The sequence below is a fragment of the Streptomyces endophytica genome (genome assembly GCF_026153355.1).
GTDB lineage: Bacteria > Actinomycetota > Actinomycetes > Streptomycetales > Streptomycetaceae > Streptomyces > Streptomyces endophytica.
This window is the reverse complement of sequence record NZ_CP110636.1, coordinates 1,738,353-1,763,459: the sequence shown is the minus strand read 5'-3', so window position 1 is coordinate 1,763,459 and position 25,107 is coordinate 1,738,353. Positions and strand designations below refer to the sequence as shown.

Genomic DNA, 25,107 nt, shown 5'->3' with positions numbered 1-25,107 from the left:
CGTGCCGTTCGGGTGCGGGCTGCTGGCGGAGCGTCAGTCCAGTTCGAGAACCCGGGCGTGCAGCACCTGGCGCTGCTGGAGCGCGGCGCGCACCGCGCGGTGCAGACCGTCCTCCAGATACAGGTCGCCCTCCCACTTCACGACGTGCGCGAAGAGGTCGCCGTAGAACGTCGAGTCCTCGGCGAGCAGCGTCTCCAGGTCGAGCTGCTGCTTGGTGGTCACCAACTGGTCGAGGCGTACCGGGCGCGGGGCGACATCCGCCCACTGGCGGGTGCTCTCCCGGCCGTGGTCGGGGTACGGCCGCCCATTTCCGATGCGCTTGAAGATCACACGGAAAGCCTACCGGGCGAGCGGCACCGGGCGCAGCCATCCCGCAGCGGTGGAAAGGTGATCTTTGCCGAAAACCGGGACCGAAACCCCCGATGGCCTGGTCCGGGCCCGGGGTCTGCCGGGCAGGCACCCGCCCGGAAGTCGCCGCGCGGGCCCCCGGATCCGCCTCACCAGCGCAGGGCGGCCGCCCGGCTGGGCTGCCAGTACGTGACGCGGGCGGTGCGCGGATCGACCCGGGCCGGGGTGCGGTCGCCCAGGCCGACCTGGGTGGCGACGGTGTGCGCGGCCAGCGCGACCCCGAACTGCGAGACCTTCCGGCCGTTGCCGCCCGTACCGGTGGTGATCAGGGCGTAGGCCGTCGCGTTGGGCGCGAGGGTGCCGACGGAGCCCGGCCGGCTGCGCCCGATCACCGGCACGGCGGGCCGGCGGCCGTCGCCGAAGCTCAGCAGCGGATGGTGCGGAGCAGCGAAGTCGCAGGGCCGGTTTGCGTAGTTGGTGACCGTCAGCAGCATCCGGCGGGCCCGGTGCGGCAGCGCGCCGGCGTGGAAGCGGAGCATCTCGGGCGTGCAGATGACCCGGCCGCCCGGACCCCGGGGCGGGCCGCCGTCCGTCACGGTCGGCGAGGCGGGGGCCGGGGAGACGGCGGTGGCCGGGTCGTCGGACCGGTTGGCGCCGGTGCCGTGGCAGGCGGTGACCGGCGCGAGGACGGCGGTGACGGTCAGCGCCGCGGCGAGGGCCCGGCGGGCGGAGGGGAAGAGCGGCGGCATGAGGGCTCCCGGACGATGGCGTGTCCCTGACCTTCCGCGCCGCCGCTGCTGATCGGCTAACGCGCGGCTAACGCCCACGGGCGAGGAACGCGGGCCGGTCGAAGGAGGGCCCGGACCTGACGAAAGTCGGGGGCCGTTCCTGCCGAACGGCGGCGGTGCCGGGACCCCGCGCTCCTTAGCGTCGGCCGAAACGACGGCAACGACGGCAACGGCAGCAACGACGGAAATGGCAGCAACGGCAGCAACGACGGCGACGACAGCAACGGCGGCACCGGCGCAACGACGAGGGGGACAGCGGAATGCCACAGGTGACCACCCGGCTCCGAGGCGGGGGAAGCGCGGGAGGAACGGGACGCACGAGAGGAGAGGGAAAGGCGGCGCGGGGGCGTCCGCCCGGCCGGGGCCGCCCCGGCCGCCGGCTCTGGTGGGCGGGCACCGTCCTCCTGGCCCTCGCCGTGCACAGCAACTGGCATGTGGCGCTCGCCGCCTGGCTGTTCCCCGTCTTCCTGCTGCGCTACGCCCGGCTGCGGCCCGCCCGGCACGGACTGCTGCGCGTCGGATACGCGCTGGGACTCGGCCAGTTGGTGTGGCTGCTGTCGACGGGCCTGGTGTTCGTGCCGTCCGCACTGGGCGCGTTCGCCGCCCTCGCCCTTCTTCAGACAGCGGCGTTCGCCGCCGACCGGCTGGTCGCGTCGCGCACCGCCTCCGCGGCCGGCACCCTGGCCTTCCCCACGGTCCTGGTCTGCGGCGAGTACCTCTTCACCCGGCTCGTCGACTTCGGCGACTACGGTCTGCTCGGCTTCACCCAGCACGGCTTCCTGCCGCTGCTCCAACTCGCCTCCGTCACCGGCACCTACGGCATCAGCTTCGTCGTCGCCTGGACCGCCTCGACGGCCCACTGGGCGTGGCAGCGCGGCTTCCACCCGCGGGAGATCCGGCGCGGCGCACTGGTGTGGGCCGCGGTGCTCGCCGTCGTCCTGGGCGCCGGCGGCGCACGGCTGCTGTTCTTCCCGCCGACGACGAAGACCGTACGGGTCGCCGGCATCAGCGCCGGCCGCGCCGCGGAACGGGCCACCGAGCGGGCGATGCGGGCCGGCGGCCTGCGGCCGTACCGGCCCCGCGAGTTGGTCCGGGCCGCTCCCGGCCGGGTGCGTACGGCGCTGGCGCCGGTCGCCGACGACCTGGTGGCCGGCACCGAGCGGGAGGCGCGGGCCGGCGCCCGGATCGTGGTGTGGCCGGAGACCCAGGCCGGGGTCCTGGCGGCCGACGAGCACCGGCTGCTGGGCCGGGTCGCCGCGATCGCCCGGGCCCGCCACGTCTACGTCGACGCGGCCTACGAACTCTTCGTCCCGCAGGCCCCCTACGTACGGAACGTCGCCGCACTGGTCACCCCGGACGGCAAGGTCGCCTGGACGTACGACAAGACCCACCCCACCCCCATGGAGCAGATGCGGCCCGGCAAGGGGAACGTACCCGTCGCCGCTTCGCCGTACGGCCGGCTGGCCACCGTCATCTGCTACGACGCCGACTTCCCCGCCCTGATGCGACAGGCGGCCGACAACGCAGCCGCCCTGGTCATGGTGCCCGCCAACGACTGGCCCGGCTTCGACGCGCTGCACGCCCAGCGGGCCGTCCTCCGCTCCGTCGAATACGGCTACAGCATGATCCGGCAGTCCGTGCACGGCGTCGCCACCGCCGTCGACCACCAGGGCCGGATCCGGTCCACGGCCGACTACTTCACCGCGGACCGGCAGACCCTCGTCGCCCAACTGCCCGTACAGCCGCGCACCGAGACGGTCTACGGCGCGGCCGGCGATGTGTTCGCCCTGCTCTGCGCGGTCGGCACGGTACTCGTGCTGGGGCTGGCAGTCGCCGGCGGGCGCGCCGTACCGCTGCTCCGCGGCGGCTCCGACGGCTCGGTGCGCGGCGCCCGGGACGGCTCGCCGTCCGGCCCCGGCGAGGCGGTGGCTCCGGACGTACTGCCCGCGGACGCGCCGCCCGCCGACGCACCGTCCGGGGCGGCACTGCCCGGGAACGTGCGGCCGGGCGAGGGGCGCGCGGACGGCCCGTCCGGGCCGGTGGGCGGCCCGGGAGCGACGGTGACGGCGACGGGCGTACCGGGCGCGGCGGCGTCGCGGGCGCCGGCCGGTCGGACGGGCCCGGGACGCGTCGGGAGCGGCCGCGAGATAGCCGAAGGCGACGGCCGCGGCCGCCACGGCCGCGGCCAACGGCAGCCCGAAGCGGCGCAGCCCGGGGTGGCCCGGCCAGGACGGGCGCAGCCACCAGCGGCGGGCTCGGGACCGCCGCGGGCCGGCCGGCCGCCGGGCGGGGTGCGACCGCGGCCCGGGCGGCGCGGCCGGCCGCAGGTCCCGGACCTCGATGCTCTCCGCACGCGCCGCGAAGGCCCGCCGCAACCGGTCTTCCACCGGCCGCACGGACCGCCTGCCAGGACCGTTCATGACCGCCCCTCCAAGATCTTCTCCAGGGAGTCCAGCGCCCGGCTGGCGATCGACTTCACCGCACCGCGGCTGATCCCCAGCGTGGCCGCGATCTGAGCTTCCGTCAGATCGCCCCAGTAGCGCAGCACCAGCACCTCCCGGCGGCGCGCGGTCAGCCCGCTCAGCGCGGCGAACACCTCGCGGTGCTCCTCGTCCAGCACGATCCGCTCCTCGGCGGACGGCGCGTCCGCCTCATGGGGCGGGGTGTAGTCACGCGCGGTACGCCGGCGCCGCAGCACCGAACGGGCCGCGTTCACGACCGCCGTACGCAGATAGGCCAGCGCGTTGTCGACGTCCGCGAGCCGCTCACCGTGCCGCTTGTAGAGCGCCGTGAACGCGTCCTGGACGACGTCCTCGGCGGTGGCCCGGTCATCGACCAGCAGCACCGCCAGCCGCACCATCGCGAGCCGCTGCGCGTGGTAGAGCTCGCTGATCGTGGGTGGAGGGTCGGGCGGTGGGGGCTCCCCCGTCGTCGGGCACGGGGGCTCCCCCGTCGTCGGGAGGGGTCGGGCCGGAGGGCCCGGACGGGAGCTGTCGCGGAGGGAGTCGGAGGTGTCGCGGTGGGCGGAGGCCGGCCGGACGGTGTGCAGCAGCCACCGCGCGGGCACCAGCCACCGCGAAGGCACCAGCCACCGCCACCGGGCACGCCGGCGCCCCGGCACGGCGAACCGGACCGGGGCGGGGCAGACGGCTGCGGAGTACTCCATGGACGTACGTACCGGGACGGGCGGCGCGGACGGACTCAGCCGCGCCGGCGGCGGACCGCGTAGACGGTGGTGCCGCCCGCGGCGATCAGCGCGGCCGCGGCACCGCCGATCGCCGCGGTGGTCCCGGAAGAGGCACCGGTACGCGCGAGTTGCTTGCCGCCCCCGGCGGACGACGGAGACGACGGAACGGGGCTCGGCGCCGCGGTCGGCTTCGTGCCCGGCGGCACGCTGGGGCTGGGCGTCGCCGTGCTCGGCCGCGGTCCCGGCCGGGTGGGCGACGCGGACGGCTCAGGACGGGAGGAGGGCGGGGCGGTCGGCTCCGGACGGGCGGACGTGGGCGGGGCGGTCGGTTCGTGGTGGCCGGGAGTGGTGGGCCGGGCACTCGGCACCGCCGACGCACCGGCGGCCGACGAACGCTCCGCGGCGTACGCCGACCCGGCAGCCGCCACCGGGACGGCAAGCACCGGTACGACGGCCAGCGCGAGCGCCGCGACGAGCCCGGCGCGGGCAGGGGCCCGGCGGCCGGAGGCAGGGGCGTGCCCCGTAGCGGGGAACGAGGTCGGGTCCGTGGTCGGTTCCGTGGTCGGTTCCGTGGTCGGTTCCGTGGTCGGTTCCGTGGTCGGGTCCATGGTGGGATCCGTGGTGGAATCCGTAGTGGGGGACGGGGTGAGCTTCGGGGTCACGGTCGGCTGCTCCACGTTCATGCGTCGAAGGGCGGCGCCGATTGGCGCCCTCACCCCTCACGACGCCCGGCGGACGCGGGGGTTGCCGCACGTACCCGGATTTCTTCCGCGCACCGCTTCCCGCCGCAGCCGCCGGTTCCGCACCACCGTTTCCCCTCGCCTGTCCGCCGGTTCCGCACCACCATTTCCCACCGCAGCCGCCGGTTCCCCGCGACGGCGCACGCCCCGGCCGGTTGCCTCAGATCGTCGACGCGTCGATCACGAACCGGTACCGCACGTCACTCGCCAGCACCCGCTCGTACGCCTCGTTGATCTGCTCCGCGCCGATCACCTCGATGTCCGCGCCCAGCCCGTGCTCACCACAGAAGTCGAGCATCTCCTGCGTCTCCGGGATGCCGCCGATCATCGACCCGGCGAGCGACTTCCGCCCCGGGATCAGCGCGAACGCCGCGACCGGCAGCGGGTGTTCCGGGGCACCGACCTGGACCAGCGTGCCGTCGGTGCGCAGCAGCCCGAGGTACGCGTTCAGGTCCAGGTTCGCCGACACGGTGTTGACGATCAGGTCGAAGGTGCCCGCGAGCTGCTCGAACGTGGCCGGGTCGGAGGTCGCGTAGTAGTGGTCCGCGCCCAGCCGCAGACCGTCGTCCTTCTTGCGCAGCGACTGGCTCAGCACGGTGACCTCCGCGCCCATCGCGTGCGCGATCTTCACGCCCATGTGCCCGAGGCCGCCCAGACCGACCACGGCCACCTTCTTGCCGGGACCGGCCTTCCAGTGGGCGAGCGGGGAGTAGAGGGTGATGCCGGCGCAGAGCAGCGGGGCCGCGGCGTCCAGGGGGAGGGAGTCGGGTATGCGCAGCGCGTAGTTCTCGTCGACGACGAGGTGGGTGGAGTAGCCACCGTGGGTGGTCTCGCCGTCCCGGCCGGTCGCGTTGTACGTACCGACGTTGCCGAGCTCACCGGTGCAGTACTGCTGCAGACCGGCCCGGCAGTTGTCGCACTCCCGGCAGGAGTCGACGAAGCAGCCGACGCCGACCCGGTCACCGGTCCGGTAGCGGGTGACCCCGGCGCCGACCTCGGCCACCACACCGGCGATCTCATGGCCGGGGACGATCGGGAAGTTCCCGCCGTCGCCCCACTCGGCGCGCACGGTGTGGATGTCGGAGTGGCAGATGCCGGCGTACTTGATCTCGATCAGGATGTCGTGGGCCCCCAGCTCGCGGCGCGGAATCGTGATCCGCTCCAGCGGTGCTTTCGGGGCGGGGGCGGCGTACGCGGAGACAGAGGTGTGGGTCATGCCATCGAGAATGCGTGGTTCCGCTTTCCGTAACCAGTGCACCGTTCAACATATGCACAGCAGGCCTAGTACTGGCGGAACCACCTTGGGCCGTGGGTACGGCCATGGGCAGGGGCGCGGCTGCGGGCAGGGGCGTGGCTGCGGGCACGGGCGTGGCCGCAGGCATGGTCACGGCCGCGGGCAGGGCCGTGGGCATGTCGTCAGGAGAAGACGACCGACCGTACCTTCAGACGCTCGGAGGCATGGCCGCCGTTCGGCCGGAGGTTGAAGTAGTCGCCCGTGCAGTCGGCGCCGGCGAAGACCGTCGCCGTGGAGGCGGTGTAGTTCCGTGGCGTGTGCGCGGGCGCAACGGCCGGGTCGGCGACCTCCGGCAGCGTGAGGCACTCCCGGCTGGGCGGATCGGCCAGCAGCCCCAGGCGCGGCGCACCGGTCCCGTCGTCGTAGACGTAGCTGAACGGGCCGGTGGCCGCCCCGGCCGAGGACGCCGGCAGCAGCGTGGCGAGCGCGAGGGCCCCGACCGCGGTGGCGACCACGGTGACGGAACGCCGCAGACGCCCGGGCCGGCGGACGGACACGGTTTCAGGCAGGCTCTCGGACACGGTCTCGGGCACGGTCTCGGACACACGCATGGGCAGCTTCCTTCCCTACTTCTCCCGCGGGGGCTCGGCGCCCCGCGCGAAAAGCGAGCTGCCCATGCACACGCCCGACGATGTGCCCGTCACACGAAGGAGTACTGCCGAATCGATCCGGCGGGCGTCGCCGATCGATCCAGCGGGTATCCCCGATTGATTCAGCGGGCGTCGCCGATCGATCCGGCGGGCGTCGCCGGGAGCCGCATCGCCGACGGCTACACCCGCTCGACCTGCTCCACCGTGATCGCGGCCGCCGGGCAGATCGCCGCGGCCTCCCGCACCGCGTCATGCAGCTCGGCCGGCGGCGCGGCATCGAGCAGCACGACGATCCCGTCCTCCTCCCGCTGGTCGAACACGTCGGGCGCGGACAGCACACAGCTCCCGGCCCACAGCACTTCTCCTGGTCGATGTGGACGCGCATGACTCTCTCCCCAGTGGTGGCAAGCCTCAGTGGTGGCAAACGTCAGTGGTGGCAAAAACGGTGGGCCGGCGCCTGGAAGCGGCGGGGGCCCGAAACGACGTGGCCCGAAACGACGTGGCCCGAAACGACGTGGCCCGAAACGGGGTGGCCCGAAACGGGGTGGCTCGAAGGGCCAGCCGGCTAAGCCATGGCCCGGCTCACCACGCAACCGGCAGCGCGTACACCCCGTAAACCCCCATGTCGTGCCGGAAGCGGATCTCCTCGAAGGGGACGTCGAGCCGCAGGTCCGGCAGCCGGCGGAGCAGCGTCTCCAGCGCGATCTGCAGCTCCACCCTGGCGAGCGGCTGCCCCAGGCACTGATGGACGCCGAAGCCGAACGCGACATGGCGGCGCGCATCGCGCCCGACGTCGAGGGCGTCCCCGCCGGGGAAGACCTCATCGTCGCGGTTCGCGCTGTTGAGCGTGCACAGCACGCCCTCGCCGGCGCGGATGGTGACGCCGCCGAGCGTGACGTCCTCGGTGGCCATCCGCGGCAGACCGTTGTGCACGATCGTCAGATAGCGCAGCAGTTCCTCCACGGCACCCTTGACCAGCGACGGGTCGTTGCGCAGCCGCGCCATCTGGCCGGGGTTGCGGAGCAGCGCGAGCGTCGAGAGGGCCGTCATGTTGGCGGTCGTCTCATGCCCGGCGACCAGCAACAGCCGCCCCATCGACGCGATCTCGACGTCATCGAGCTCGCCCCGGGCGACCAGCCGGCTGACGATGGCGTCGTCCGGCCGCTCACGCTTGGACCCGGCGAGCCGGACCAGGTACGCGTGCAGTTCCTGCTGCGCGGTCCGGATGTCCTCGGGCCGGGACCGGAGGCTGAGCAGGATGCTGCTGCGCCGCTGGAAGAACTCATGGTCCTCGTACGGCACGCCGAGCAGCAGGCAGATCACCAACGAGGGCAACGGCAGCGCGAATTCGGCCACCAGGTCCGCCGCGCTCCGCCCGTCGGTCATCCGGTCGAGCAACTCGTCGGCGATGCGCTGCACCTCGGGGCGCATCGCCTCCACCTTCTTGACCATGAAGTCCGCGGTGAGCATCCGGCGCAGCCGGGCGTGCTCGGGGTCGTCCATGCGGAGGAAGGTGGGGTTGTTGGCGACGATTTCCCGCCCACCGGCCGTGAGGAACGGAAACCCGGGCCGGGTCGCATCGGCACTGAACCGCGGGTCCCCGAGCACCGCCCGGACATCCTGATGCCGCGTCACCATCCAACACGACGACCCGTCCCACAGCGTCACCCGCGCCACCGGCTGCTCCCGCCGCACCCGCTCCACCCCCGCCGGCGGATCAAACGGACACCCGTCCCCCCGCCCCACCGGCACCACCAGCCCACTCTCCTCGGCGAGCGGGGCGCTGCCGGGGGCACTGGTGGCGTGGGTGGTTCCGGTGGTTCCGGTGGTTCCGGTGGTTCCCATGGTGCTGGTGTTTCCGTTGGCCCCTGCGGCGCCAACGGCCCCTGCGGCGTCAACGGCCTCCACGCTGCCGGCGCCATCCTCCACGTCGATCGGCTTTACGGTCGTCATTCGGCTGGTCCTTCCACGATCGGGACACGGCTCTGCCGTGGCCAACGGTGCGGGGTGGCGCCACTCCTCGACGGGGCGTTGCAAGCGCACGACGCGATGTCCGAAACCCGACGTCCGAATCCCGGCCCGGCGCGCGCACAACTTACCCAACTACTTACCTAAGTTAAGCAACTAACCGTTCACACGTTAACTCAGCGCCGGCAAGCGACGGAAGGAAAGATCCGAGCTTCCCCAAGGTTGGCTCAAAACCGAGACCCCACCCGCCCCACAGGCCCCGCCCCGCGCGGCCCACAGCACCCGAACCGCCACACAGTCAGCAGTGTTGAAGGGGCACCAACCCCGACAGGCCCCGGTACGGGAACCAGCACGGATGGGGTACGAGCACCGCTCCAACTGCGGCGCGAAAAGCCCTCCGCCCCGGGTACGGGAACCGTTCCGGCTCGGGCACGAGAAGCGCTCCGCCTCGGGTGCGGGAAGCGCTTTGCCTCGGGTGTGCGAACCGTTCCGGCTCGGGCGAGGGGACCGTTCCCGCCCGGGTCCGGGAACGTTCCGACTGCGGCGCGAGAAGCCCTCCGGCCCGGGTACGGGAGCCAGCGTGCAAACAGGTACTGAGCAGCGCTGATCCTGGTATGCGCTGGGGGTTCCGGAATCCCAAGGGCCGCTAAAGTGCCTGCATGCCGGACCCCGGAAGAGACCAGGACCCCACCGCCGCGCTGCAAAGGGTGCTGGCCACGCTGTCCTATCTGCTCACCCGCTCACGGGCTCACGAGCGCCAGGCGACTCAGGCGGGCGTGACGGCGGCCCGCTCCGATCTCTGGCTGTTGATGGCACTGGAGGACAGCGGCGGCGCCTGCCGCGTCGGCGATCTCGCCGAGCTGCTGATGGTCGAGCCGCCCCATGTCACCCGGCAGATCGGCCAGTTGGAGGCGCAGGACCTGGTCGAACGTACCCAGGACTCGCTGGATCGGCGCGCCCGGAAGGTGGCTATCACCCGCACGGCAAGGCCGTCCTCCAGCGCCTGCAGCAGGCCAGTCAGGCCGGTTTGCGTGACGCCCTTGCCGACTTCGACGACACGGACATCGCCGCCACCGTCGCGGTCCTTAACCACCTGGTCGGCTACGCCCGGCACAAGCACGCCGAGCACGCCGACGAGGAACGCCAGCGGCGCCGTGGGGCTTGAGGCCGTTCCCTGATGCCCGCAGGACGTTCCCTGACGCTCCGCAAGACCGTTCCCTGACGCTTGAGGGGGCATGGCGAGGGGGTGGGGGTGGGTCGCGGGGGCGGGGTGGCTGGGAGCGTGCTGGTGGGTCCGGCGGGAGCGTGCTGGTGGGTCCGGCGGGCTGGAGGCGTCGGGGTCTCCTTCCCGTGTGGGGTCGCCTTGCGTGTGCCTCCTTATTCCGGCAACGGCTACGGAGAGTTATTAGTTCCGGGTTGAGGGTCGCTGATTGTGATGGAGTTGGGGGTGGGTTGATTGCCCCGCCGCGGGTGGGGCTGGGCGGGCGGTATGTGGGCCAAGGGAGCCCCGGGCCCTCGTGAGGTCGGGCCCGGGGGCGGTCCCGGGTGATCCCGGGTGGCCCGGGTGGCCCCGGGTGGCCCCGGGTGATCCCAGGTGGTCCCGGCGGGTCCCGGGGCGGCGGCTATTCGATTTCCACCCGGCCGGAGGGGGTGGGGTTGGCGGGGGAATTGGGCTTGGAGGCCGAGGAGGACTTGGTGGGGGACTGGTTGTCCGGGCTGCCGAGGTTGCGGCGGACCGAGTCCAGGATGGTCAGGCCCTGGCCGACGAGGCCGGCGGCGATCTCGCCGAGGCCGTCGGTGCCGTTGAGGACGTTGACGTTGGCGTTCGACAGGCCCGCGGAGGCTTCCTTGACGATCTGGGGGAGCTGGTCGATGAGCATCCGGTCCAGGGCCACCCGGTCGTACGAGGCGGCGGCCTCGGCCTGGATCTTCATGCGCTCGGCCTCGGCCATGGCCAGGAGCTTGATGCGCTCGGCCTCGGCCTCGGCGGGCTTGACGACCTCGGCGACCAGTTCCTGCTGGCGCAGCTGGGCACGGCGTTCGGCGAGCTCGGTCTGGGCGGCGAGGACCTCTTGCTGCGCGTGGGCCTGGGCGAGCGGGCCGGCCTGGGCGGCATGGGCCTGGGCGCGGTCCACCTCGGCGGAGTACTCGGCCTGGACGACCGCGGTCTGCCGGTTGTACTGGGCCTGATTACGGGCGGCCTCCTGCTGCGCCTCGACCGCGGCCTGGGTGGCCTGGGCCTGGGCGATCTGGGCCTGACGCTGGATGGCGGCCTTGTGCGGGGCGGACATCGCCTCGATGTAGCCGGTGTCGCCGTCGTCGATGGACTGGATCTGCAGCGAGTCGACGATCAGGCCGATCTTGGCCATCTCGGTCTTGGACGTCTCCAGTACCTCGGTGGCCAGCTTCTGCCGCTCGGTGACGATCTCCTCGACCGTCATCGAACCGATGATGGAGCGCAGGTGACCGGCGAAGATCCGGCCGGTCAGGACCGACATCTGGTCCTGGTCCGACAGGAACCGCTGGCCGGCGTTGACCACGCTCTCGGTGTCGTTGCCACCTTGAACGCGATCACGGCACGGACGGTGAGGGCGATGCCCTGCCGGGTCACACAGGTCTCGGCGACCTCTGCCTCGCACATCGCCAGGGTCAGGAAGCGCACCTTGCGGAACACCGGCAGCACGAACTTGCCGTGACCGGTCACCACCCGGAATGGCGCGCCGCCCTGTCCACGCCTGCCACCCGAGATCAGCATGGCTTGATCGGGGGCGGGAACGCGGTAACCGAACATCTTCGTCTCCTCAGCCGGCGTTGCCGGCGTCGCCGGTCAACGCGTCCAACGGATCGGTCCACTCCATGACGTCGACCTGGCGATTGCCACGGGACTCGATCACGAGCACGGTTGCCCCTACTGGAAGGGGCTCGGCGGACCAGGCGAGAAAGGCCTCGGAGCCACCCCTGACCCGCACCAGAACCTCACCGGGACCGGCAGCCCGCGAGTGCCGATCAGGAGCACTCCCGTGCAGCCGATCACCGCGTCGTCCTGCACCATCGGCGGCTGCCCTCCCCCGTTACGTTCCTGGAATTCGACATTAGCGCCCTCGCACGCGGGGGCCTATGGGGGATGTCGGTGAGTTGGAGTGTCGGCTCCGACCGCCTTTCGGATCATCCTCATCCGGCGGCCGCGGGGAAGGGCTCGACGGGGGCGGAGGGGGGCGCTGGCGGCTTTCGTCGGGAGGAGGGGAGGGGAAGGGGGGAAACGGGGAGCGGATCTCCGGCCGGGAGCTTGGGGAGCGGGCAGGGGTGGGGCGGGTCAGTCGATGACCGTCAGGCGGTGGTCGTGTCGTCGTCGTCCGGGGCGGGGAGTCGGCCGCCGCGGCTGTCCGCGATGCGTAGGGCGTCGTCGAGTGCGACGGTGGCCCGCTTGAGCGTCACGCGGAGGGTGAGCGTCCCTGCGGTCGGATCGTCCAACACCTCCTCGGCGTCGATGAGTACGCCGGCGCCGTCGCGCATCTGCTCGGCCTCCATCGCGTCGGCCTTACGGGAGAGGAAGCCGCCGCTGTCGTCGGTGCTGAGGTAACAGGGGTGGCCGGAGGCGGTCGTCCACGGCAGCAACCGGTAGCGCGAACCGGGGAGCTGGGGGTTGTCCGGGTCGTAGGTCATCGGGTGTCCACCAGCTTCCGGCGCTGCCCGTGCTGCGCCTGCTGCTCGTGCTGTGTGTGCTGTGTGTGGTCTGCGTGCTGGGGATGCTCTGTGTGTCGGGGGTGCCGTGTGAGTTGGGTGCGGCGTTCTTGTCGTTCCTGTGGGGTCATGACGTACGGGCGTACGAGGTGCGCATCCTCTCCGCGCAGCGGAATTTCCGGGGCTCGCCGGAGTCGGAGCACTCGGCAGGACGCGCAGGTCAGCGCGGTGTGGAGGGGATCCGTACGAGGCGGGAGAGGGGCGGGGCGCGGTTGCGCGAGGCTGGGGAAGAGGAAATGCAGCAGTGCGGCGCAGAGTGGGGCGATATGTTTGCTCACGTCGTCAATTTCCTTGTGGTTCAACCTCTGTGGGTTGATGGCCGTGCCCCCGGACCGTCCCAGCGGTCGCGGGGTTTTGCGTACGGCACCCAGCCTGTAGTGACGGGGAGTAACCTCGCTAGTAACAGAGTGTGACGGTTTATTCGTCACATATGGGGGTGGTCGAGGTGAGCAGTACGTACGGCGATTGGCTCCGGCAGCAGAGGGAAGCGGCAGGGCTGACGCAGCAGCAATTGGCCGACACGGCGGTGATGACGCGGTCGCACATCGCGCACATCGAGGCGGGACGGCGGATCCCGTCCAAGGAGGACGCCCGCCGGCTGGACCAGGCCCTTGATACGGGGAATGTGTTGAGTAGTTTTCGGCCGCAGGACGACGCGGCCATCGCCGATTACTTCGAGTCGGCGCGGCATCTTGAGCAGCAGGCGACCATGATCCATGAGTTTGCCCTGTCGTACGTTCCCGGCATCCTTCAGACGGAGCGGTACGCGCGTGCGGTTCTGGGGGCCGGCTTTCCTCCTCGGAGCGACGAAGAGTGTGACCGGCACGTCGTCACACGCCTGGAGCGCGCGAAGATCCTCGGTGACCCGGTAACGCCCATGGTGTGCGCGCTACTTGACGAAGCGGTGCTGCGTCGGCCGGTCGGCGGTCAAGAGGTCATGGCGGAACAGCTCCTGCACATCGTCCACCTGGCCGAGCAGAGGCGGGTGCGCGTCCACGTAATGCCGTTCGGTGTGGGGGTTTACCCGATGCTGCAGAGCATGCTGACGCTGATGTGGTTCGAGGATCAGCCTCCGGTCGGCTATTCCGAGGGCCAAGCCATCGGCAAGGTGCACGACTCCCCGGCCGTGGTCCATCGACTGCAGAGCGTCTACGCTCTTGCGCTGGGCGAAGCACTGTCAATGCAGGAGTCGATCGGCCTGCTGAGGGCGACAGCGAAGGAATACGGACACCATGACTGAGCACAGCATCCGGGATGCTTCGACGCTGAGCGGTTGGCGTAAGTCCTCTTACAGCGGGTCCGAGTCCGGCAGCTGCGTCGAGGTCCTCGACGGTCACCGCGCCGGTGTTCCCGTCCGTGACTCGAAGAACCCGTGTGGCCCCGCACTGGTCGTCGGAGCCGCGGCGTGGTCCTCGTTCATCGCGGCGGTCAAGGCTGGGGCTTGAGGGCCGTTGCCTTGAAGAAGGTGTAGTGGAAGGTGCCGTCGGGGTCGGTGGTGCGGTGGAGGTCGGTGATTCCGCGGTTCCAGGCGGCCGTGGTGGTGAGCCCGGCCGCCAATGCCTCGTCGCGTACGGATTCGATCATGGCGATGAAGGTCTTGCGGGTGAAGCCGTCCACCAGGGTGGGGCGGGTCGCGTCGGCGTAGACGGTGCGGGGGCGCACGGTGATCTCGGCGTACCCCGCTCGTGTGAGCAGGGGGTGGAGTTCGCGGCCGATCAGGGCGTTGCCGCCGGCCGCGGACTGGAGGCGTACTTGGTGGTCGATCACCGTTTGCGCGTGGCGGCTGTCCGGGTGGAAGAGGACCGAGCCGTGATCGCCCTCAATGACGGTGAGGGTGCCGCCGGGCCGTAGGACGCGGCGCAGTTCGGCCAGTGCCTGCGCGGGGTCCTGGAGGTGTTCCAGGACGAAGCAGGTGAAGACGTGGTCGAAGGAGGCGCGGGCGAAGGGGAGTTGGCGCAGGTCGGCGTGGCGCCAGGTGACGGGGGCGGCGGGGGCCTGGGCCGTCACGTGGGCGCGGGCCTGGGCGAGTGACTCCTCGGAGTGGTCGACGGCGACGATCTGCGCGCCGGGGCTGCTCCGTACGAGGTGGACGGTCTGTGCGCCCACCCCGCAGCCGGCTTCCAGTACGCGGCTGCCGGGTTCGTAGGCCGTACCGGCGTGCAGCAGGGCGGCGAGGGTGTCGGCCTGGTCGCCGAGGCGGCGGGCCTCCTGGGGTGAATAGCCGTGGACATAGGGGGAGTTGGTGGCGGGGGCGTGGTTCGTGGTGGGCATGGGGACAGCGTGGCGCGGACAATGGATCGGTGAACAGGTCCAAAGGCGGGGTGGCTGAGGGGTCCATAAGGGCGGCGGGGACCTCTGATTTTCTTCAGCTGGACATCGGGGAGGCGCCGGCCGGGGGACGGGCCGACTGGCTGGCGCGGCGGCTGCGGGAGGCGATCGCGGACGGTCGGCTGCCGGTCGGGAGCAGGTTGCCGGCGACCCGGGTGCTCGCCGCTGACCTGGGGGTTTCGCGGGGCGTGGTGACGGAGGCGTACCGGCGGCTGGGGGAGGACGGGCAGCTGGCGGGGCGGGGGAGGGGCGGGACGGTGGTCGTGGCCGCGCCGGTGGCCACTTCTTCGCCCGCCCGGGTGGCCGATCCGGCGGGTGAGGCGGCGGACGGGGCGGCTGGCGGGGCGGAGGGCGCGGCGGCTGGCGGGGCGGGCTCACCGGAGCCGTTCGCTTCCCGGGCAGCGGCGGGCTTCGGGCCGGGGGGTGGGTCGGAGGTTGGGCGGGGCTTCGGCTCGGGGGTTGGGTCGGAGGTTGGGCGGGGCTTCGGGTCGGGGGTTGGGCCGGGGGTTGGGCCGGGCTTCGGGTCGGGCCTCGGGACGGGTGTCGGGCTGAGCGTCGGTCTCGGTGTCGGGGCGGATATCGGGCCCGACGTCTTCGATGTGCTGCGGGCGGCGCCGGCGCGGATCGATCTGTCGCCGGGCGTACCGGATCTCGCCGCGTTTCCGCGGGCGGCCTGGCTGCGGGCCGAGCGGGAGGTGCTCGCCGGGTTGCCGGCCGCCGGGTTCGGTTACGGGGATCCGCGGGGCGCGCCCGCGCTGCGGCGAGCGGTCGCCGCCTGGCTGGCGCGCTACCGGGGATCGCGGTGGATCCGGAGGAGGTGATCATCACCACGGGTACGGCGCAGGCGCTCGGGCTGGTCGCGCAAGTGCTGCGGGGCGCGGGGATCCAGGAGATCGCGGTGGAGGATCCGGGGTCGCTGGGGGCGCGACAGCATCTGCGGTACTGGGGCGTGGCGACGCCGCCGGTTGGGGTGGACGAGGAGGGGGTGCGGGTCGAGGAACTGCGGGCGAGCGGGGCGCGGGCGGTGCTGCTCACGCCCGCGCACCAGTTCCCCACCGGCGTGGTGCTGGGCGGTGCGCGGCGGCGGGAGCTGATGCGCTGGGCGGCGGACGACGGCGGGTTGATCATCGAGGACGACTACGACGCCGAGCACCGCTACGACCGCCCCCCGGTGGCCGCGTTGCGCTCGCTCCTTCCCGAGCAGGTCTGTTACGCGGGCAGCGTGTCCAAGCTGCTCGCGCCCGCGCTGCGGGTGGGCTGGTTGCTGGCGCCGCCGGCGTACCGGGAGGCGCTGGTCGACGCCCGGCGGTTCGCGGACCTCGGCAACGCGGTGCTGCCGCAGCTGGTGCTGGCGCGGCTGATGGAGACGGGTGAACTGGAGCGCCGACTGCGGTGGGTGCGGCGGCGCCACCGCCAGCGCCGGGACGCCATGATCGCCGCGGTCCGGCGCCATCTGCCCGGCGCGACCGTGCACGGCGCGGCGGCGGGGCTCCACCTGACGCTGACGTTCGGGGCGCGGAACCCTCGGGGCTCCGTCGACTCGGCTCATGTGCTCGATTCGGCCCGTGTGGTGGATTCGGCCCGTGTGGTCGACTCGGCTCGTGTGGTGGACGTGGAGTGGGCGGCGGCGCGCTGGAGCGGGGCGTCAAGGTGCAGCCGCTGTCCTGGCACCGGCAGCGGGCGGGGCGCCGGGGCTGGTGCTCGGCTATGCGGCGCGTACGGCGGGGGAGATCGCGGCGGGGGTGGCTGTGCTGGGGGAGGTGGCGGGGCTGGGCTGGGCGGGGAGCGCGGGGCGGACGCCATGACGCGGAGGGCGGGCGTCCGATCGCGCCCCCTGCCTGGCCTGCGGGTGGTGTGGAGTGTGGCGGCGCCGCGTTGTGGAGTGGGGTCAGGTGAAGGGGAGGGGGTTGCCCTTTTCGTGGTCGGGGCGGGGCCGAAGATGCGGCGGTCGGACTGCTGGATGGGGACGTCGTGGATGCCGGCCTCGCGGCGGCGCATCAGGCCGTACTCGTCGAACTCCCACAGCTCGTTGCCGTAGCTGCGCCACCACTGGCCGTCGGCGTCATAACTCTCGTACTGGAAGCGGACCGCGATGCGGTTGCCGTGGAACGACCAGAGTTCCTTGCGTAGCGCGTAGTCCAGTTCGCGGGACCACTTCTGGCGGAGGAAGGCGATGATCTCGTCGCGGCCGCGGAGGAAGGTGTCGCGGTTCCGCCAGATCGAGTCCTCCGTGTAGGCGAGGGCCACTCGTTCCGGCTCGCGGGTGTTCCAGGCGTCCTCGGCGGCCTGGACCTTTTGCAGGGCGCTCTGCTCGTCGAACGGGGGGAAGGGTGGGCGTGGTGATGTCATGCGCATTCCTCTAGGCGGTGGTGGAGGGGTGAGTGAGTGGTGGTGGGTGGTGGGGAGAACGGGCGTTCTCCCGCGGGGTGTGGGTTAGTGTAGAGAACGATCGTTCTCCTTGCTAGGGGGCTCTCCGATCGGCCCTGTCCCTGTCCCTGTCCCTGTCCCCGCCACTGCCCCTGTCTCCCGGTCGGCTTCCGGTCGGCCCGACCAGCCCGGACGTGCCCCATGCGCCAGGAAGAAGCCCGTACGGCTCACGGCGAGACCCTCGCGGCTCGCGACGAGGCCCCCGCGGGTCGAGACAAGGCCTCCGCGGGTCGCGATGCGGCCCCCGCGGGGCGCGGCGGGGTCCGTGCGGGTCATGACGACGAAGTCCGCGTGCGGATACTCGATGCTGCGGAGGGGCTGTTCTACGGGCGCGGGATTCAGGCCGTGGGGATGGATGAGCTGCGGGCCGCCGCGGGGGTTTCGCTGAAGCGGCTCTATCAGTGCTTTCCGGCCAAGCGGGACCTTGTCGAGGCGTATCTGCGGCGGCGGGACGCACGGTGGCGGGCGGCGCTCGCGGAGTACGTGGACGCGCGCGCGGGGGGGCCGGAGGGGCGGGTGCCGGCGGTCTTCGACTGGCTGGCGGAGTGGTTCGCGGAGCCGGACTTCCGGGGGTGTGCCTTCCTCAACTCGTTCGGAGAGCTGGGGGCCACGTCGCAGGAGGTCGCGCGGGCCGCGCGGGAGCATAAGCGGGCGCTGGTGAGCTATCTGGACGGGCTGGTGAGTGACCTGCCGGGTGAGTTTCCGGTGCGGCAACGCTCGCTGCTCGCCGGCCAGTTGGCGCTGCTGGTCGACGGGGCGATCAGTGCGGCCGCCGTCGCGGGGGAGGCGGCGGCGGCCCGGCAGGCGCGGGCCGCCGCCGAGGTGCTGCTGGCGGCGGCCCGGTCGGAGGGTGGTTCGGACGGCGGCTCGGACGGCGCGGAGCCGGCGGCCCCGTAGCGACGGCCGCCCGCCCCGTAGCCACACCCACCGGCCCGCAGTAACAGCCGACGCTTCCGCCCCGACGGCCCCATCCCGACGACCCCGCAGTGGCCGCCCCCTAGCGCCCCCCGTAGCCGCCCCCCCGTAACGACCCCTAGGCCTTGGCCTAGGTCAAGACCTAGGCCAAGGCCCGTTCCAGGCTTGTCAGGGCCGATGCCAGTTCCTCCGACGTGATGGTCAGGGGCGGGGCGAGGCGGATGGTGGAGCCGTGGGTGTCCTTGACCAGGATGCCTTCCGCCAGGAGGCGTTCGCTGATCTCGCGGCCGGTGCCGAGGGCCGGGTCGATGTCCACGCCGGCCCACAGGCCGCGGGCGCGGAAGCCGGTGACGCCCTTGCCGGTGAGGGCGGCCAGGCCGGTGCGCAGCTGCGCGCCGAGTTCGGCGGCGCGGCGCTGGAACTCGCCGGTGGCGAGCAGCTCGATGACGGCCGAACCGACCGCGGCCGCGAGCGGGTTGCCGCCGAAGGTGGAGCCGTGCTGGCCGGGGCCCAGGACGCCGAGGACCTCGCGGCGGGCGACGACCGCGGAGACCGGGACGATGCCGCCGCCGAGTGCCTTGCCGAGGAGGAGGACGTCGGGGACGACGGATTCGTGCTCGACGGCGAGGGTGGTGCCGGTGCGGCCGAGGCCGGACTGGATCTCGTCGGCGATGAAGAGGCAGCCGGCCCGCCGGGTCAGTTCGCGGACGCCGGTCAGGTAGCCCTCGTCGGGGATGATGACGCCGGCCTCGCCCTGGATGGGCTCGATGAGGACGGCGGCCGTGGTGTCGTCGACGGCGGCTTCGAGGGCGGCGAGGTCGTTGTACGGGACGGTGCGGAAGCCCGGGGCGAAGGGGCCGAAGCCGGTGCGGGCGGTGGCGTCGTCGGAGAAGCCGACGATGGTGGTGGTGCGGCCGTGGAAGTTGCCGTCGGCCACCACGATCGTCGCGCGGTCGGCCGGGACGCCCTTGACGTCGTAGGCCCATTTGCGGGCGACCTTGATGCCGCTCTCCACGGCCTCGGCGCCGGTGTTCATCGGCAGGACCATGTCCAGGCCGGTGAGCTCGGCGAGGGCCTCGGCGAAGCCGGCGAGCCGGTCGTTGTGGAAGGCGCGGGAGGTGAGGGTGAGCTGGTCGAGCTGGCGGTGGGCGGCCTCGATGAGGGCCGGGTGCCGGTGGCCGAAATTGAGCGCCGAGTAGCCGGCGAGCATGTCGAGGTAGCGGCGGCCCTCGACGTCCTCGACCCAGACGCCCTCGGCGCGTGCCACCACGACGGGCAGCGGGTGGTAGTTGTGGGCCAGGACCGGGCCCTCGGCCCGGATCAGCTCGGCGGACGAACGGGGCGCGCCGACGGGGCGGTGGGGGCCGGGGCGGTGCGGACGGGTGCGGTCATGAGCGGATCTCCTGGGTGCAGCACTTGATGCCGCCGCCGGCCTTGTGGAACTCCGAGAGGTCGACGGGGACGGGGACGTAGCCGCGGGCGGCGAGCTGGTCGATCAGGGCGGTGGCCGGTGGCGCGACGAAGACGTGCCGGCCGTCGGAGACGGAGTTGAGGCCGAACGCCATGGCGTCGTCCCGGGTGGCGAGCAGGGCCCCGGGGAAGAGCCGGCGCAGCACCTCGCGGCTGCCGGACGAGAAGGCGCCCGGGTAGTAGGCGATCTCCGCGTCGCCGGTGGCGGGGTCCTCGGACAGGACGAAGAGCGCGGTGTCGAGGTGGTAGAAGTACGGGTCGACCAGCTGCAGGCCGATGGTCGGGACGCCGAAGTACTCCTGCACCTCGTCGTGGGCCGCGCGGGAGGTGCGGAAGCCGGTGCCGGCGAGGACGTAGCGGCCGGCCGGGACGAGGTCGCCCTCGCCCTCGCACAGGGCTTCCGGGCGGTAGACGTCGTAGCCGGCGGCCTTGAACCAGGTCTCGTACTCGGTGGACTCGGGGCGGCGCTGCGGGGCGTGGAACCGCGAGCCGAAGACCCGGCCGTTCACGACGAGTGCGGAGTTCGCCGCGAACACCATGTCGGGCAGGCCGGGGACCGGTGGGACGGTCTCGACGGTGTGGCCGTGCGCGCGGTAGGCGGCGGCCAGGGTCTCCCACTGGCGGGCGGCCAGGGTGGTGTCGACCTGTGTGCCCTCGCGCATCCAGGGGTTGATGGCGTAGCGCACGTCGAAGTGGCGGGGTTCGCACATCAGGTACCGGCGGGGGCGCGCCACGCGGGCGGCCGCCGGGACGGGGCTGTTCGCACTGCTCGGGGTGCTCGTCGCACTGCTCGTCGGCACAGAAGTATCCCTTCCTCTCCGGTGGGGCAGGTGGGTGACGGCGATCGATGAGCTGTGACGCAGGGTCACTGATCGTCACCTGGGCCTTACCACGGTAAGGAGGGGTGGATTCCGGCCACAAGCAACAAATGCTGCGCATGCAGGCAGGAATCCTGCGTGGTTTCGCTCAGATGCGCTCGTTTGCTGCTTGGGCTCCGGCTTCCGGGCTGTCCGGGAGGAGGTGGGAGAGGACCATGTAGCTGATCGTCTTCCGGATGAACGGTTCGGTCCGGATCCGCTCCAGGACCTCCTCGAAGTGCTCGACGTCCGTGGCCCGCACGTGCAGCAGGGCGTCGGCGCCGCCGGTGACGGTCATCGCGGCCGCGATCTCCGGGTGGTTGCGGACGACCTCGGCCAGTCGGCGGGGCGGGGCGGCGCTGTCGCAGTACACCTCGACGTAGGCCTCGGTCAGCCAGCCCAGGGCGGCGGGGCGGACGGTGGCGGAGAATCCGGTGATCACGTTGTGCTCGCGCAGCCGGTCCACCCGGCGTTTGACCGCGGTGGACGACAGCCCGATGGCCGTTCCGATCTCCGCGAAGCTCGCCCGGCCGTTGTCGAGCAGGGCCGCGATGATCTTCCGGTCGAGATCGTCGAAGGGCACGGCCTTGTGGGTCACGGCTGGACCTCCCTGTCCTTACGAGTCCTGCGTGAGCGCGGGATCGCCTCAGTGTGCGTGATCGCTCCGGGTGCACGTGCGGGCGTGTGCCGAACGGTGTGCGCGGTGTGGGCGATCGCCTCACGGTAGCGGTCCGCGGGCGCCGGGCGGTGGCGCAGCCCGGGGGGTGTCCCGCAAACCGCCAGTTCAGGAATCCGTGCAGGTCAGATGGGGTGGCGTAACCTCGCGGCAACACCGGTCGCCTAGCGTCGCGGGCGTCGGGAGGAGGGTGCGGATGTCGGCGGAGCAGGGGCGGCGGGCGGATCAGGCGCGCCGGGTGGCGCATGTGCTGCGGGGCCAGGTGCTGCGCGGGGCGTTCCCGGGCGGGGCGCTGCCGGACGAGCGGGCGCTGGTGGCCGAGTTCGGTACGTCGCGGAACACCGTGCGGGAGGCGCTGGGGCTGTTGCGGGACGAGGGGCTGGTGGAGCGGCGCCGGGGGGTCGGCACCGTGGTGGCGGGGCGGACGTACCAGCATCCCCTGGGGGAGCTGTCCGGGCTGGCGGAGGTGCTGCAGCGGCACGGCGTGGTCGTCAACGAGGTGCGGGAGGCGCGGAGCGTGCGGCCGCCGCTGGCGGTGGCCCGGCGGCTGGGGCTGGCGGAGGGGGCGGCGACGGTCTATCTGGAGCGGCTGCGGCGAGTGGACGGGGCGCCGTTGTCGCTGGACTGCACGTATCTGATTCCGGAGGTCGGGGAGCCGCTGCTGGCGCGGGGGCGGGCGACGCTGGAGCGGCAGGACGTCTTCGACCTGATCGAGCGGGTGGCGGGGGCGCCGCTGGGCCGGGCGGAGGTGTCGGTGCGGGCGGTGGTGGCGGATCCGGCGACGTGTGAGGTGCTGGCGATGCCGGAGGGTGGGGCGGTGCTCGCGGTGGAGCGGCTGACCCGGCTCGCCGACGGGCGGCCGGCCGATCTGGAGTTCATCCATCTGCGCGGGGACCGGTTGACGCTGCAGGCCACGTTGGACCGGGCGCGGGACGTCAACTCCGTTGTGGAGTGAGCGGGTTGGGGTCGCGGCGGGGCGGCGTGGTGCGCTGACGGTCGCGATGTGCCTGTGCGTCACGCTGGTGGTGGGCATGGTGTCCGCGGTCAATCTGGCGCTGCCGGACCTGTCGGCGAGTGCGCTGCGTCCGTCGGCGCAGGCGGTGGTCTGGGTCGTGGACGGCTATGTCGTGGTCTTCGCCTGTCTGCTGGTGCCGGCGGGGGCGCTCGCCGACCGGTGGGGGCGCAAGGGGACGCTGCTGTGCGGGCTGGGGGTGTTCACGCTCGGCGCGGTGGTGTGTGCGGTGGCCGCAGGGGTGGGGTGGGTGATCGCCGGGCGGATGATCAGCGGGGTGGGTGCCGCGGCCGTGTTGCCGACGACGCTGGCGCTGCTGGTGGAGGGGCGCGAGGACCGGGCACGGCGCAGGGCGATCGCGGTGTGGGCGTCGATGACGGGGCTCGCCGCCGTGTGGGGCAACGTCGGGGGCGGGGCGGCCATCGAGTTCGGGAGCTGGCGGACGCTGTTCCGCTGTGTGGTGCCGCTGGCGCTCGGTGCGCTGCTGCTGGTCGCCGCGGTCGCCCCGGCAGGGGTGGCCGGCGGCCGGCCGGATCCGGTCCCGGCGGGCGGCAGTGCCCTGTTCACCGGGGGGTGCCTGGCGCTGCTCTACGGGATCGTCAGCGGGCCGGGGGAGGGCTGGGGCAGTCCGGTGGTGCTGGGGGCGTTCGGCGCGGCCGGGCTGCTGCTGGCCGGCTGGGTGCGGAGCGAACTCCGTTCGGTGCGGCCGTTGTTGGATCCGAGGCTGTTCGCGCGGCCGGCCGTGCGGGCCGGGGCGGTGGGTATGGCGGCGCTGTTCACCGGCATGTTCGGCCTGTTTCTACCTCAACGGCCAGTATTTGCAGTACGCGAAGGGTACGGGCCGTTCGGGGCGGGGCTGCGGCTGCTGCCGATGGCCGGGGCGCTGCTGGCCGGGCCGCGCTGCGGGCTGCTGCTGGAGCGGGTGGGCGGGCGGCGGGGCGCGGTGGTGATGGGCATGCTGGTGCTGGCCGGCGGGCTGTGCACGGTGTCCGCGGCCGACGCCCGTACCCCGTATCCGCTCTATGCGCTGGGTGCCGGGCTGACGGCGCTGGGCTGCGGGATCGCCACGCCGCTGCTGTCGCACGCCATGATGGCCGCGCTGCCGCCGGAGCGGGCCGGGACCGGGTCCGGACTGCAGAGTCTGAGCCGGGAGTTGGGCAGTGCGGTGGGCATCGCGGTGACCGGGACGGTGACCACCGCGGTCTTCACCGCCCGGCTGCCCGCGGCGCTGGCCGGACCGGACGCGCCGACGACGGTCGCGGCGGCCGAGGCCCGTACGTCCGATCCGGAGGTGCGCGAGGCGGTGGTCGCGGCGTTCACGGACGGTCTGCACAGCGCGACGCTGGCCCTGGCGGCCGCGCTGGCGGCGACGGCGGTGCTGGTGGCGTGCTGGATGCCCGGGGAGCGGGGGCGGTGAGGCGGGCGGGCGCGGGGCCGGAAGGGTCCCGCGCCCGTCGCGTCAGGACTCGTAGACCGGCTCCACCCGTTGGAGCTTGGCCCTTTCGACGACCTGGGGGCCGAGCTTCGCGGCGCGGGCGACCAGGGCCTGGGCGTCCCAGTCGGTGGGCCGGCCGTGCCACAGGCGGAGCCGGCCGGCCACGACGACGGCGGCGATCTGGTCGCGGTTCGCGAGCCGGACGAGTTCCCAGCGCAGGTCGTAGGAGGGGGTGAGTTCGGGGACGTCGAGGTCCACGACGAGGTAGTCGGCGGCCTTGCCGGCGGCGATCTCGCCGGTGACCTTGCCGAGGCCGACGGCGTCGGCGCTGTGGGTGGTGGCGTGGTCCAGCCACATCCGGCCGGCGCCGCAGACCGAGTCGCCGGAGCCCAGGCCGTACGCGAGGCGCTGGGCGGTCTCGCCGGCGTCGATCAGGCGGAAGCCGTCGCCGCGGGTGCCGTCGGTGCCCATGCCGAAGCGGACGCCCAGGGCGGCCAGCATGGTGGCGTGGGCGACGCCGTTGCCCTTCCAGGCGCTGGCCACCGGGTTGTAGCTGATGGCCGCGCCGGAGTCGGCGAGCAGCCGCATCTCGGTGGGGTGAGGAGGGTGGCGTGGGCGCCGAGGGTGTGCGGGCCCAGGGCGCCGATGTGGTGGAGGTATTCGACGGGGCGCCGGCCGACGCTCTTCAACGAGCGTTCCACGGAGGCGAGGTGCTCGTTGACGTGGATCTGGAGGACGGCGCCGGCCTCGGTGCACAGGGCGGCGGTCTTCTTGAGGGTCTCGGCGGGGGCGTCCTCGGGGACCGCGATGGCCAGGGAGGGTGGACGAGGGGGTGGCCGTCCCACCGTGCCAGGGGGCGGGGCCGCCGGTGCCGTCGGAGACGATCTTGGAGAGCACGCAGCGGATGCCGGCCTCCTCGGTGCCCTTGGCGATCGCCGCGACGTCGACGGGGGCGCGGGTGCCGGCGTCGGCGACGGTGGTGAAGCCGCCGCGCAGCGCCTCCAGGGCGGCGAGTTTCGCGGAGACGTAGGCGCTCTCCTCGTCGAGGGCGTGCTCCAGGGGCTCCCAGACGGTCTTGAAGATCTCCGAGGGCTGGCCGAAGGACTGGGCTTTGCCGAAGCTCTGGGTCAGGTGGTGGTGTGCGTCCACGAAGCCGGGCATCAGCAAGTGGCCGTCCAGGCGGACCGGTTCGAGGTCGCGGTGGGCGGCGATGAGTTGTCCGGCCGGCCCGACGGCGCGGAACGTCCCACCGGAGACGAGGACCGCGCGGTCGCGCACCGGGCCCTGGGGCAGGAGCAGCAGCTCGGGCACGAGGAGCTGCCGGTGGCCGT

Annotated in this window: 20 protein-coding genes and 5 pseudogenes; 8 read left to right on the top strand and 17 right to left on the bottom strand. The window is 72.7% G+C overall.

The window, feature by feature from the left end; all coding sequences use genetic code 11:
• Window positions 1-33 precede the first annotated feature (33 nt).
• Both OJ254_RS07970 and OJ254_RS07965 read right to left on the bottom strand, forming a co-directional pair.
• Window positions 34-330 (bottom strand): type II toxin-antitoxin system VapB family antitoxin, encoded by a 297-nt coding sequence (locus OJ254_RS07970; RefSeq protein WP_006604254.1) that lies wholly within the window; start codon window positions 328-330, stop codon window positions 34-36.
• A gap of 167 nt (window positions 331-497) precedes the next feature.
• On the bottom strand, window positions 498-1,097 hold the full coding sequence (locus OJ254_RS07965) for a DUF4232 domain-containing protein (protein WP_265361781.1): 600 nt from the start codon (window positions 1,095-1,097) through the stop codon (window positions 498-500).
• A 299-nt stretch (window positions 1,098-1,396) separates the two neighbouring features.
• Here OJ254_RS07965 and OJ254_RS07960 point away from each other — a divergent pair, with 299 nt between their 5' ends.
• Window positions 1,397-3,652, top strand: coding sequence for a nitrilase-related carbon-nitrogen hydrolase (locus OJ254_RS07960; RefSeq protein WP_265361780.1), 2,256 nt, complete (start codon window positions 1,397-1,399; stop codon window positions 3,650-3,652).
• On the opposite strand, the gene OJ254_RS07955 is transcribed toward OJ254_RS07960, so the two are convergent.
• The 6 genes and pseudogenes from OJ254_RS07955 to OJ254_RS07930 form a co-directional block, all read right to left on the bottom strand.
• Complete coding sequence (locus tag OJ254_RS07955; protein ID WP_265361779.1) at window positions 3,553-4,302, bottom strand: RNA polymerase sigma factor; 750 nt, start codon at window positions 4,300-4,302, stop codon at window positions 3,553-3,555. The genes OJ254_RS07960 and OJ254_RS07955 overlap by 100 nt on opposite strands.
• Window positions 4,303-4,337: 35 nt before the next feature.
• Window positions 4,338-5,006 carry a hypothetical protein gene (locus OJ254_RS07950; protein ID WP_265361778.1) on the bottom strand — a complete coding sequence of 223 codons (669 nt, stop codon included), beginning with the start codon at window positions 5,004-5,006 and terminating at the stop codon, window positions 4,338-4,340.
• Window positions 5,007-5,223: 217 nt separating this feature from the next.
• A complete protein-coding gene (locus tag OJ254_RS07945; protein WP_265361777.1) occupies window positions 5,224-6,279 on the bottom strand; it encodes an NAD(P)-dependent alcohol dehydrogenase in 1,056 nt (351 codons plus the stop codon).
• A 200-nt stretch (window positions 6,280-6,479) separates the two neighbouring features.
• Window positions 6,480-6,908: a hypothetical protein gene (locus OJ254_RS07940; protein ID WP_265361776.1), complete on the bottom strand. Its 429-nt coding sequence runs from the start codon at window positions 6,906-6,908 to the stop codon at window positions 6,480-6,482.
• Window positions 6,909-7,126: 218 nt separating this feature from the next.
• Window positions 7,127-7,332, bottom strand: a pseudogene (locus tag OJ254_RS07935) (ferredoxin).
• A gap of 197 nt (window positions 7,333-7,529) precedes the next feature.
• Complete coding sequence (locus tag OJ254_RS07930) at window positions 7,530-8,792, bottom strand: cytochrome P450 (protein WP_265361774.1); 1,263 nt, start codon at window positions 8,790-8,792, stop codon at window positions 7,530-7,532.
• 782 nt (window positions 8,793-9,574) lie between these two features.
• Between OJ254_RS07930 and OJ254_RS07925 the strand changes: the two genes are divergently transcribed.
• Window positions 9,575-10,093, top strand: a complete 519-nt coding sequence (locus tag OJ254_RS07925; RefSeq protein WP_265361773.1) for a MarR family winged helix-turn-helix transcriptional regulator — start codon at window positions 9,575-9,577, stop codon at window positions 10,091-10,093.
• A gap of 444 nt (window positions 10,094-10,537) precedes the next feature.
• Here the strand turns inward: OJ254_RS07925 and OJ254_RS07920 are convergent.
• The 3 genes and pseudogenes from OJ254_RS07920 to OJ254_RS07910 all read right to left on the bottom strand — a co-directional run bounded on the left by OJ254_RS07920 (window position 10,538) and on the right by OJ254_RS07910 (window position 12,578).
• Window positions 10,538-11,706 (bottom strand): annotated as a pseudogene (locus OJ254_RS07920) (flotillin family protein).
• Window positions 11,707-11,716: 10 nt separating this feature from the next.
• Window positions 11,717-11,967, bottom strand: a pseudogene (locus tag OJ254_RS07915) (hypothetical protein).
• 275 nt (window positions 11,968-12,242) lie between these two features.
• Window positions 12,243-12,578, bottom strand: a complete 336-nt coding sequence (locus OJ254_RS07910; protein ID WP_265361772.1) for a hypothetical protein — start codon at window positions 12,576-12,578, stop codon at window positions 12,243-12,245.
• 523 nt (window positions 12,579-13,101) lie between these two features.
• On the opposite strand from OJ254_RS07910, the gene OJ254_RS07905 reads away from it, so the two are divergent.
• Both OJ254_RS07905 and OJ254_RS07900 read left to right on the top strand, forming a co-directional pair.
• Window positions 13,102-13,896: a helix-turn-helix domain-containing protein gene (locus tag OJ254_RS07905; RefSeq protein ID WP_265365092.1), complete on the top strand. Its 795-nt coding sequence runs from the start codon at window positions 13,102-13,104 to the stop codon at window positions 13,894-13,896.
• Window positions 13,889-14,101 (top strand): DUF397 domain-containing protein, encoded by a 213-nt coding sequence (locus OJ254_RS07900; RefSeq protein ID WP_265361771.1) that lies wholly within the window; start codon window positions 13,889-13,891, stop codon window positions 14,099-14,101. The genes OJ254_RS07905 and OJ254_RS07900 overlap by 8 nt, the downstream gene beginning before the upstream one ends.
• Here OJ254_RS07900 and OJ254_RS07895 read toward each other — a convergent pair.
• Window positions 14,085-14,927, bottom strand: a complete 843-nt coding sequence (locus tag OJ254_RS07895; protein WP_265361770.1) for a methyltransferase domain-containing protein — start codon at window positions 14,925-14,927, stop codon at window positions 14,085-14,087. The genes OJ254_RS07900 and OJ254_RS07895 overlap by 17 nt on opposite strands.
• A 140-nt stretch (window positions 14,928-15,067) precedes the next feature.
• Here OJ254_RS07895 and OJ254_RS07890 point away from each other — a divergent pair.
• Window positions 15,068-16,789: pseudogene (locus OJ254_RS07890) on the top strand (aminotransferase-like domain-containing protein).
• 91 nt (window positions 16,790-16,880) lie between these two features.
• Here OJ254_RS07890 and OJ254_RS07885 read toward each other — a convergent pair.
• Window positions 16,881-17,333: pseudogene (locus tag OJ254_RS07885) on the bottom strand (nuclear transport factor 2 family protein); the annotation flags it as partial.
• 369 nt (window positions 17,334-17,702) lie between these two features.
• On the opposite strand from OJ254_RS07885, the gene OJ254_RS07880 reads away from it, so the two are divergent.
• Complete coding sequence (locus OJ254_RS07880; protein ID WP_265361769.1) at window positions 17,703-18,308, top strand: TetR/AcrR family transcriptional regulator; 606 nt, start codon at window positions 17,703-17,705, stop codon at window positions 18,306-18,308.
• A gap of 160 nt (window positions 18,309-18,468) precedes the next feature.
• Here the strand turns inward: OJ254_RS07880 and rocD are convergent, their stop codons facing one another.
• The 3 genes from rocD to OJ254_RS07865 form a co-directional block, all read right to left on the bottom strand.
• Entirely contained in the window at window positions 18,469-19,650 is a 1,182-nt protein-coding gene (gene rocD / locus OJ254_RS07875; protein ID WP_265365091.1) for an ornithine--oxo-acid transaminase, read from the bottom strand.
• Window positions 19,651-19,714: 64 nt separating this feature from the next.
• Window positions 19,715-20,506 (bottom strand): dimethylargininase, encoded by a 792-nt coding sequence (gene ddaH / locus OJ254_RS07870; RefSeq protein WP_265365090.1) that lies wholly within the window; start codon window positions 20,504-20,506, stop codon window positions 19,715-19,717.
• Window positions 20,507-20,762: 256 nt separating this feature from the next.
• Window positions 20,763-21,251 (bottom strand): Lrp/AsnC family transcriptional regulator, encoded by a 489-nt coding sequence (locus OJ254_RS07865; protein ID WP_265361768.1) that lies wholly within the window; start codon window positions 21,249-21,251, stop codon window positions 20,763-20,765.
• A 274-nt stretch (window positions 21,252-21,525) separates the two neighbouring features.
• On the opposite strand from OJ254_RS07865, the gene OJ254_RS07860 reads away from it, so the two are divergent.
• Together OJ254_RS07860 and OJ254_RS07855 are read left to right on the top strand one after the other, a co-directional pair.
• Window positions 21,526-22,284, top strand: coding sequence for a GntR family transcriptional regulator (locus OJ254_RS07860; RefSeq protein WP_265361767.1), 759 nt, complete (start codon window positions 21,526-21,528; stop codon window positions 22,282-22,284).
• 46 nt (window positions 22,285-22,330) lie between these two features.
• Window positions 22,331-23,758 (top strand): MFS transporter, encoded by a 1,428-nt coding sequence (locus OJ254_RS07855; protein ID WP_265361766.1) that lies wholly within the window; start codon window positions 22,331-22,333, stop codon window positions 23,756-23,758.
• Between the two features lie 42 nt (window positions 23,759-23,800).
• Here the strand turns inward: OJ254_RS07855 and OJ254_RS07850 are convergent, their stop codons facing one another.
• Window positions 23,801-25,087 (bottom strand): amidohydrolase family protein, encoded by a 1,287-nt coding sequence (locus OJ254_RS07850; protein WP_265361765.1) that lies wholly within the window; start codon window positions 25,085-25,087, stop codon window positions 23,801-23,803.
• Between the last annotated feature and the right edge of the window lie 20 nt (window positions 25,088-25,107).

What these genes read in the sequence shown, in the direction of transcription:
- OJ254_RS07965 (WP_265361781.1), bottom strand. Translation starts at nt 1,097, where the DNA reads ATGCCGCCGCTCTTCCCCTCCGCCCGCCGGGCCCTCGCCGCGGCGCTG.
- OJ254_RS07960 (WP_265361780.1), top strand. Translation starts at nt 1,397, where the DNA reads ATGCCACAGGTGACCACCCGGCTCCGAGGCGGGGGAAGCGCGGGAGGA.
- OJ254_RS07955 (WP_265361779.1), bottom strand. Translation starts at nt 4,302, where the DNA reads ATGGAGTACTCCGCAGCCGTCTGCCCCGCCCCGGTCCGGTTCGCCGTG.
- OJ254_RS07950 (WP_265361778.1), bottom strand. Translation starts at nt 5,006, where the DNA reads ATGAACGTGGAGCAGCCGACCGTGACCCCGAAGCTCACCCCGTCCCCC.
- OJ254_RS07945 (WP_265361777.1), bottom strand. Translation starts at nt 6,279, where the DNA reads ATGACCCACACCTCTGTCTCCGCGTACGCCGCCCCCGCCCCGAAAGCA.
- OJ254_RS07940 (WP_265361776.1), bottom strand. Translation starts at nt 6,908, where the DNA reads ATGCGTGTGTCCGAGACCGTGCCCGAGACCGTGTCCGAGAGCCTGCCT.
- OJ254_RS07930 (WP_265361774.1), bottom strand. Translation starts at nt 8,792, where the DNA reads ATGGGAACCACCGGAACCACCGGAACCACCGGAACCACCCACGCCACC.
- OJ254_RS07925 (WP_265361773.1), top strand. Translation starts at nt 9,575, where the DNA reads ATGCCGGACCCCGGAAGAGACCAGGACCCCACCGCCGCGCTGCAAAGG.
- OJ254_RS07910 (WP_265361772.1), bottom strand. Translation starts at nt 12,578, where the DNA reads ATGACCTACGACCCGGACAACCCCCAGCTCCCCGGTTCGCGCTACCGG.
- OJ254_RS07900 (WP_265361771.1), top strand. Translation starts at nt 13,889, where the DNA reads ATGACTGAGCACAGCATCCGGGATGCTTCGACGCTGAGCGGTTGGCGT.
- OJ254_RS07895 (WP_265361770.1), bottom strand. Translation starts at nt 14,927, where the DNA reads ATGCCCACCACGAACCACGCCCCCGCCACCAACTCCCCCTATGTCCAC.
- ddaH (WP_265365090.1), bottom strand. Translation starts at nt 20,506, where the DNA reads ATGTGCGAACCCCGCCACTTCGACGTGCGCTACGCCATCAACCCCTGG.
- OJ254_RS07860 (WP_265361767.1), top strand. Translation starts at nt 21,526, where the DNA reads ATGTCGGCGGAGCAGGGGCGGCGGGCGGATCAGGCGCGCCGGGTGGCG.
- OJ254_RS07855 (WP_265361766.1), top strand. Translation starts at nt 22,331, where the DNA reads ATGTGCCTGTGCGTCACGCTGGTGGTGGGCATGGTGTCCGCGGTCAAT.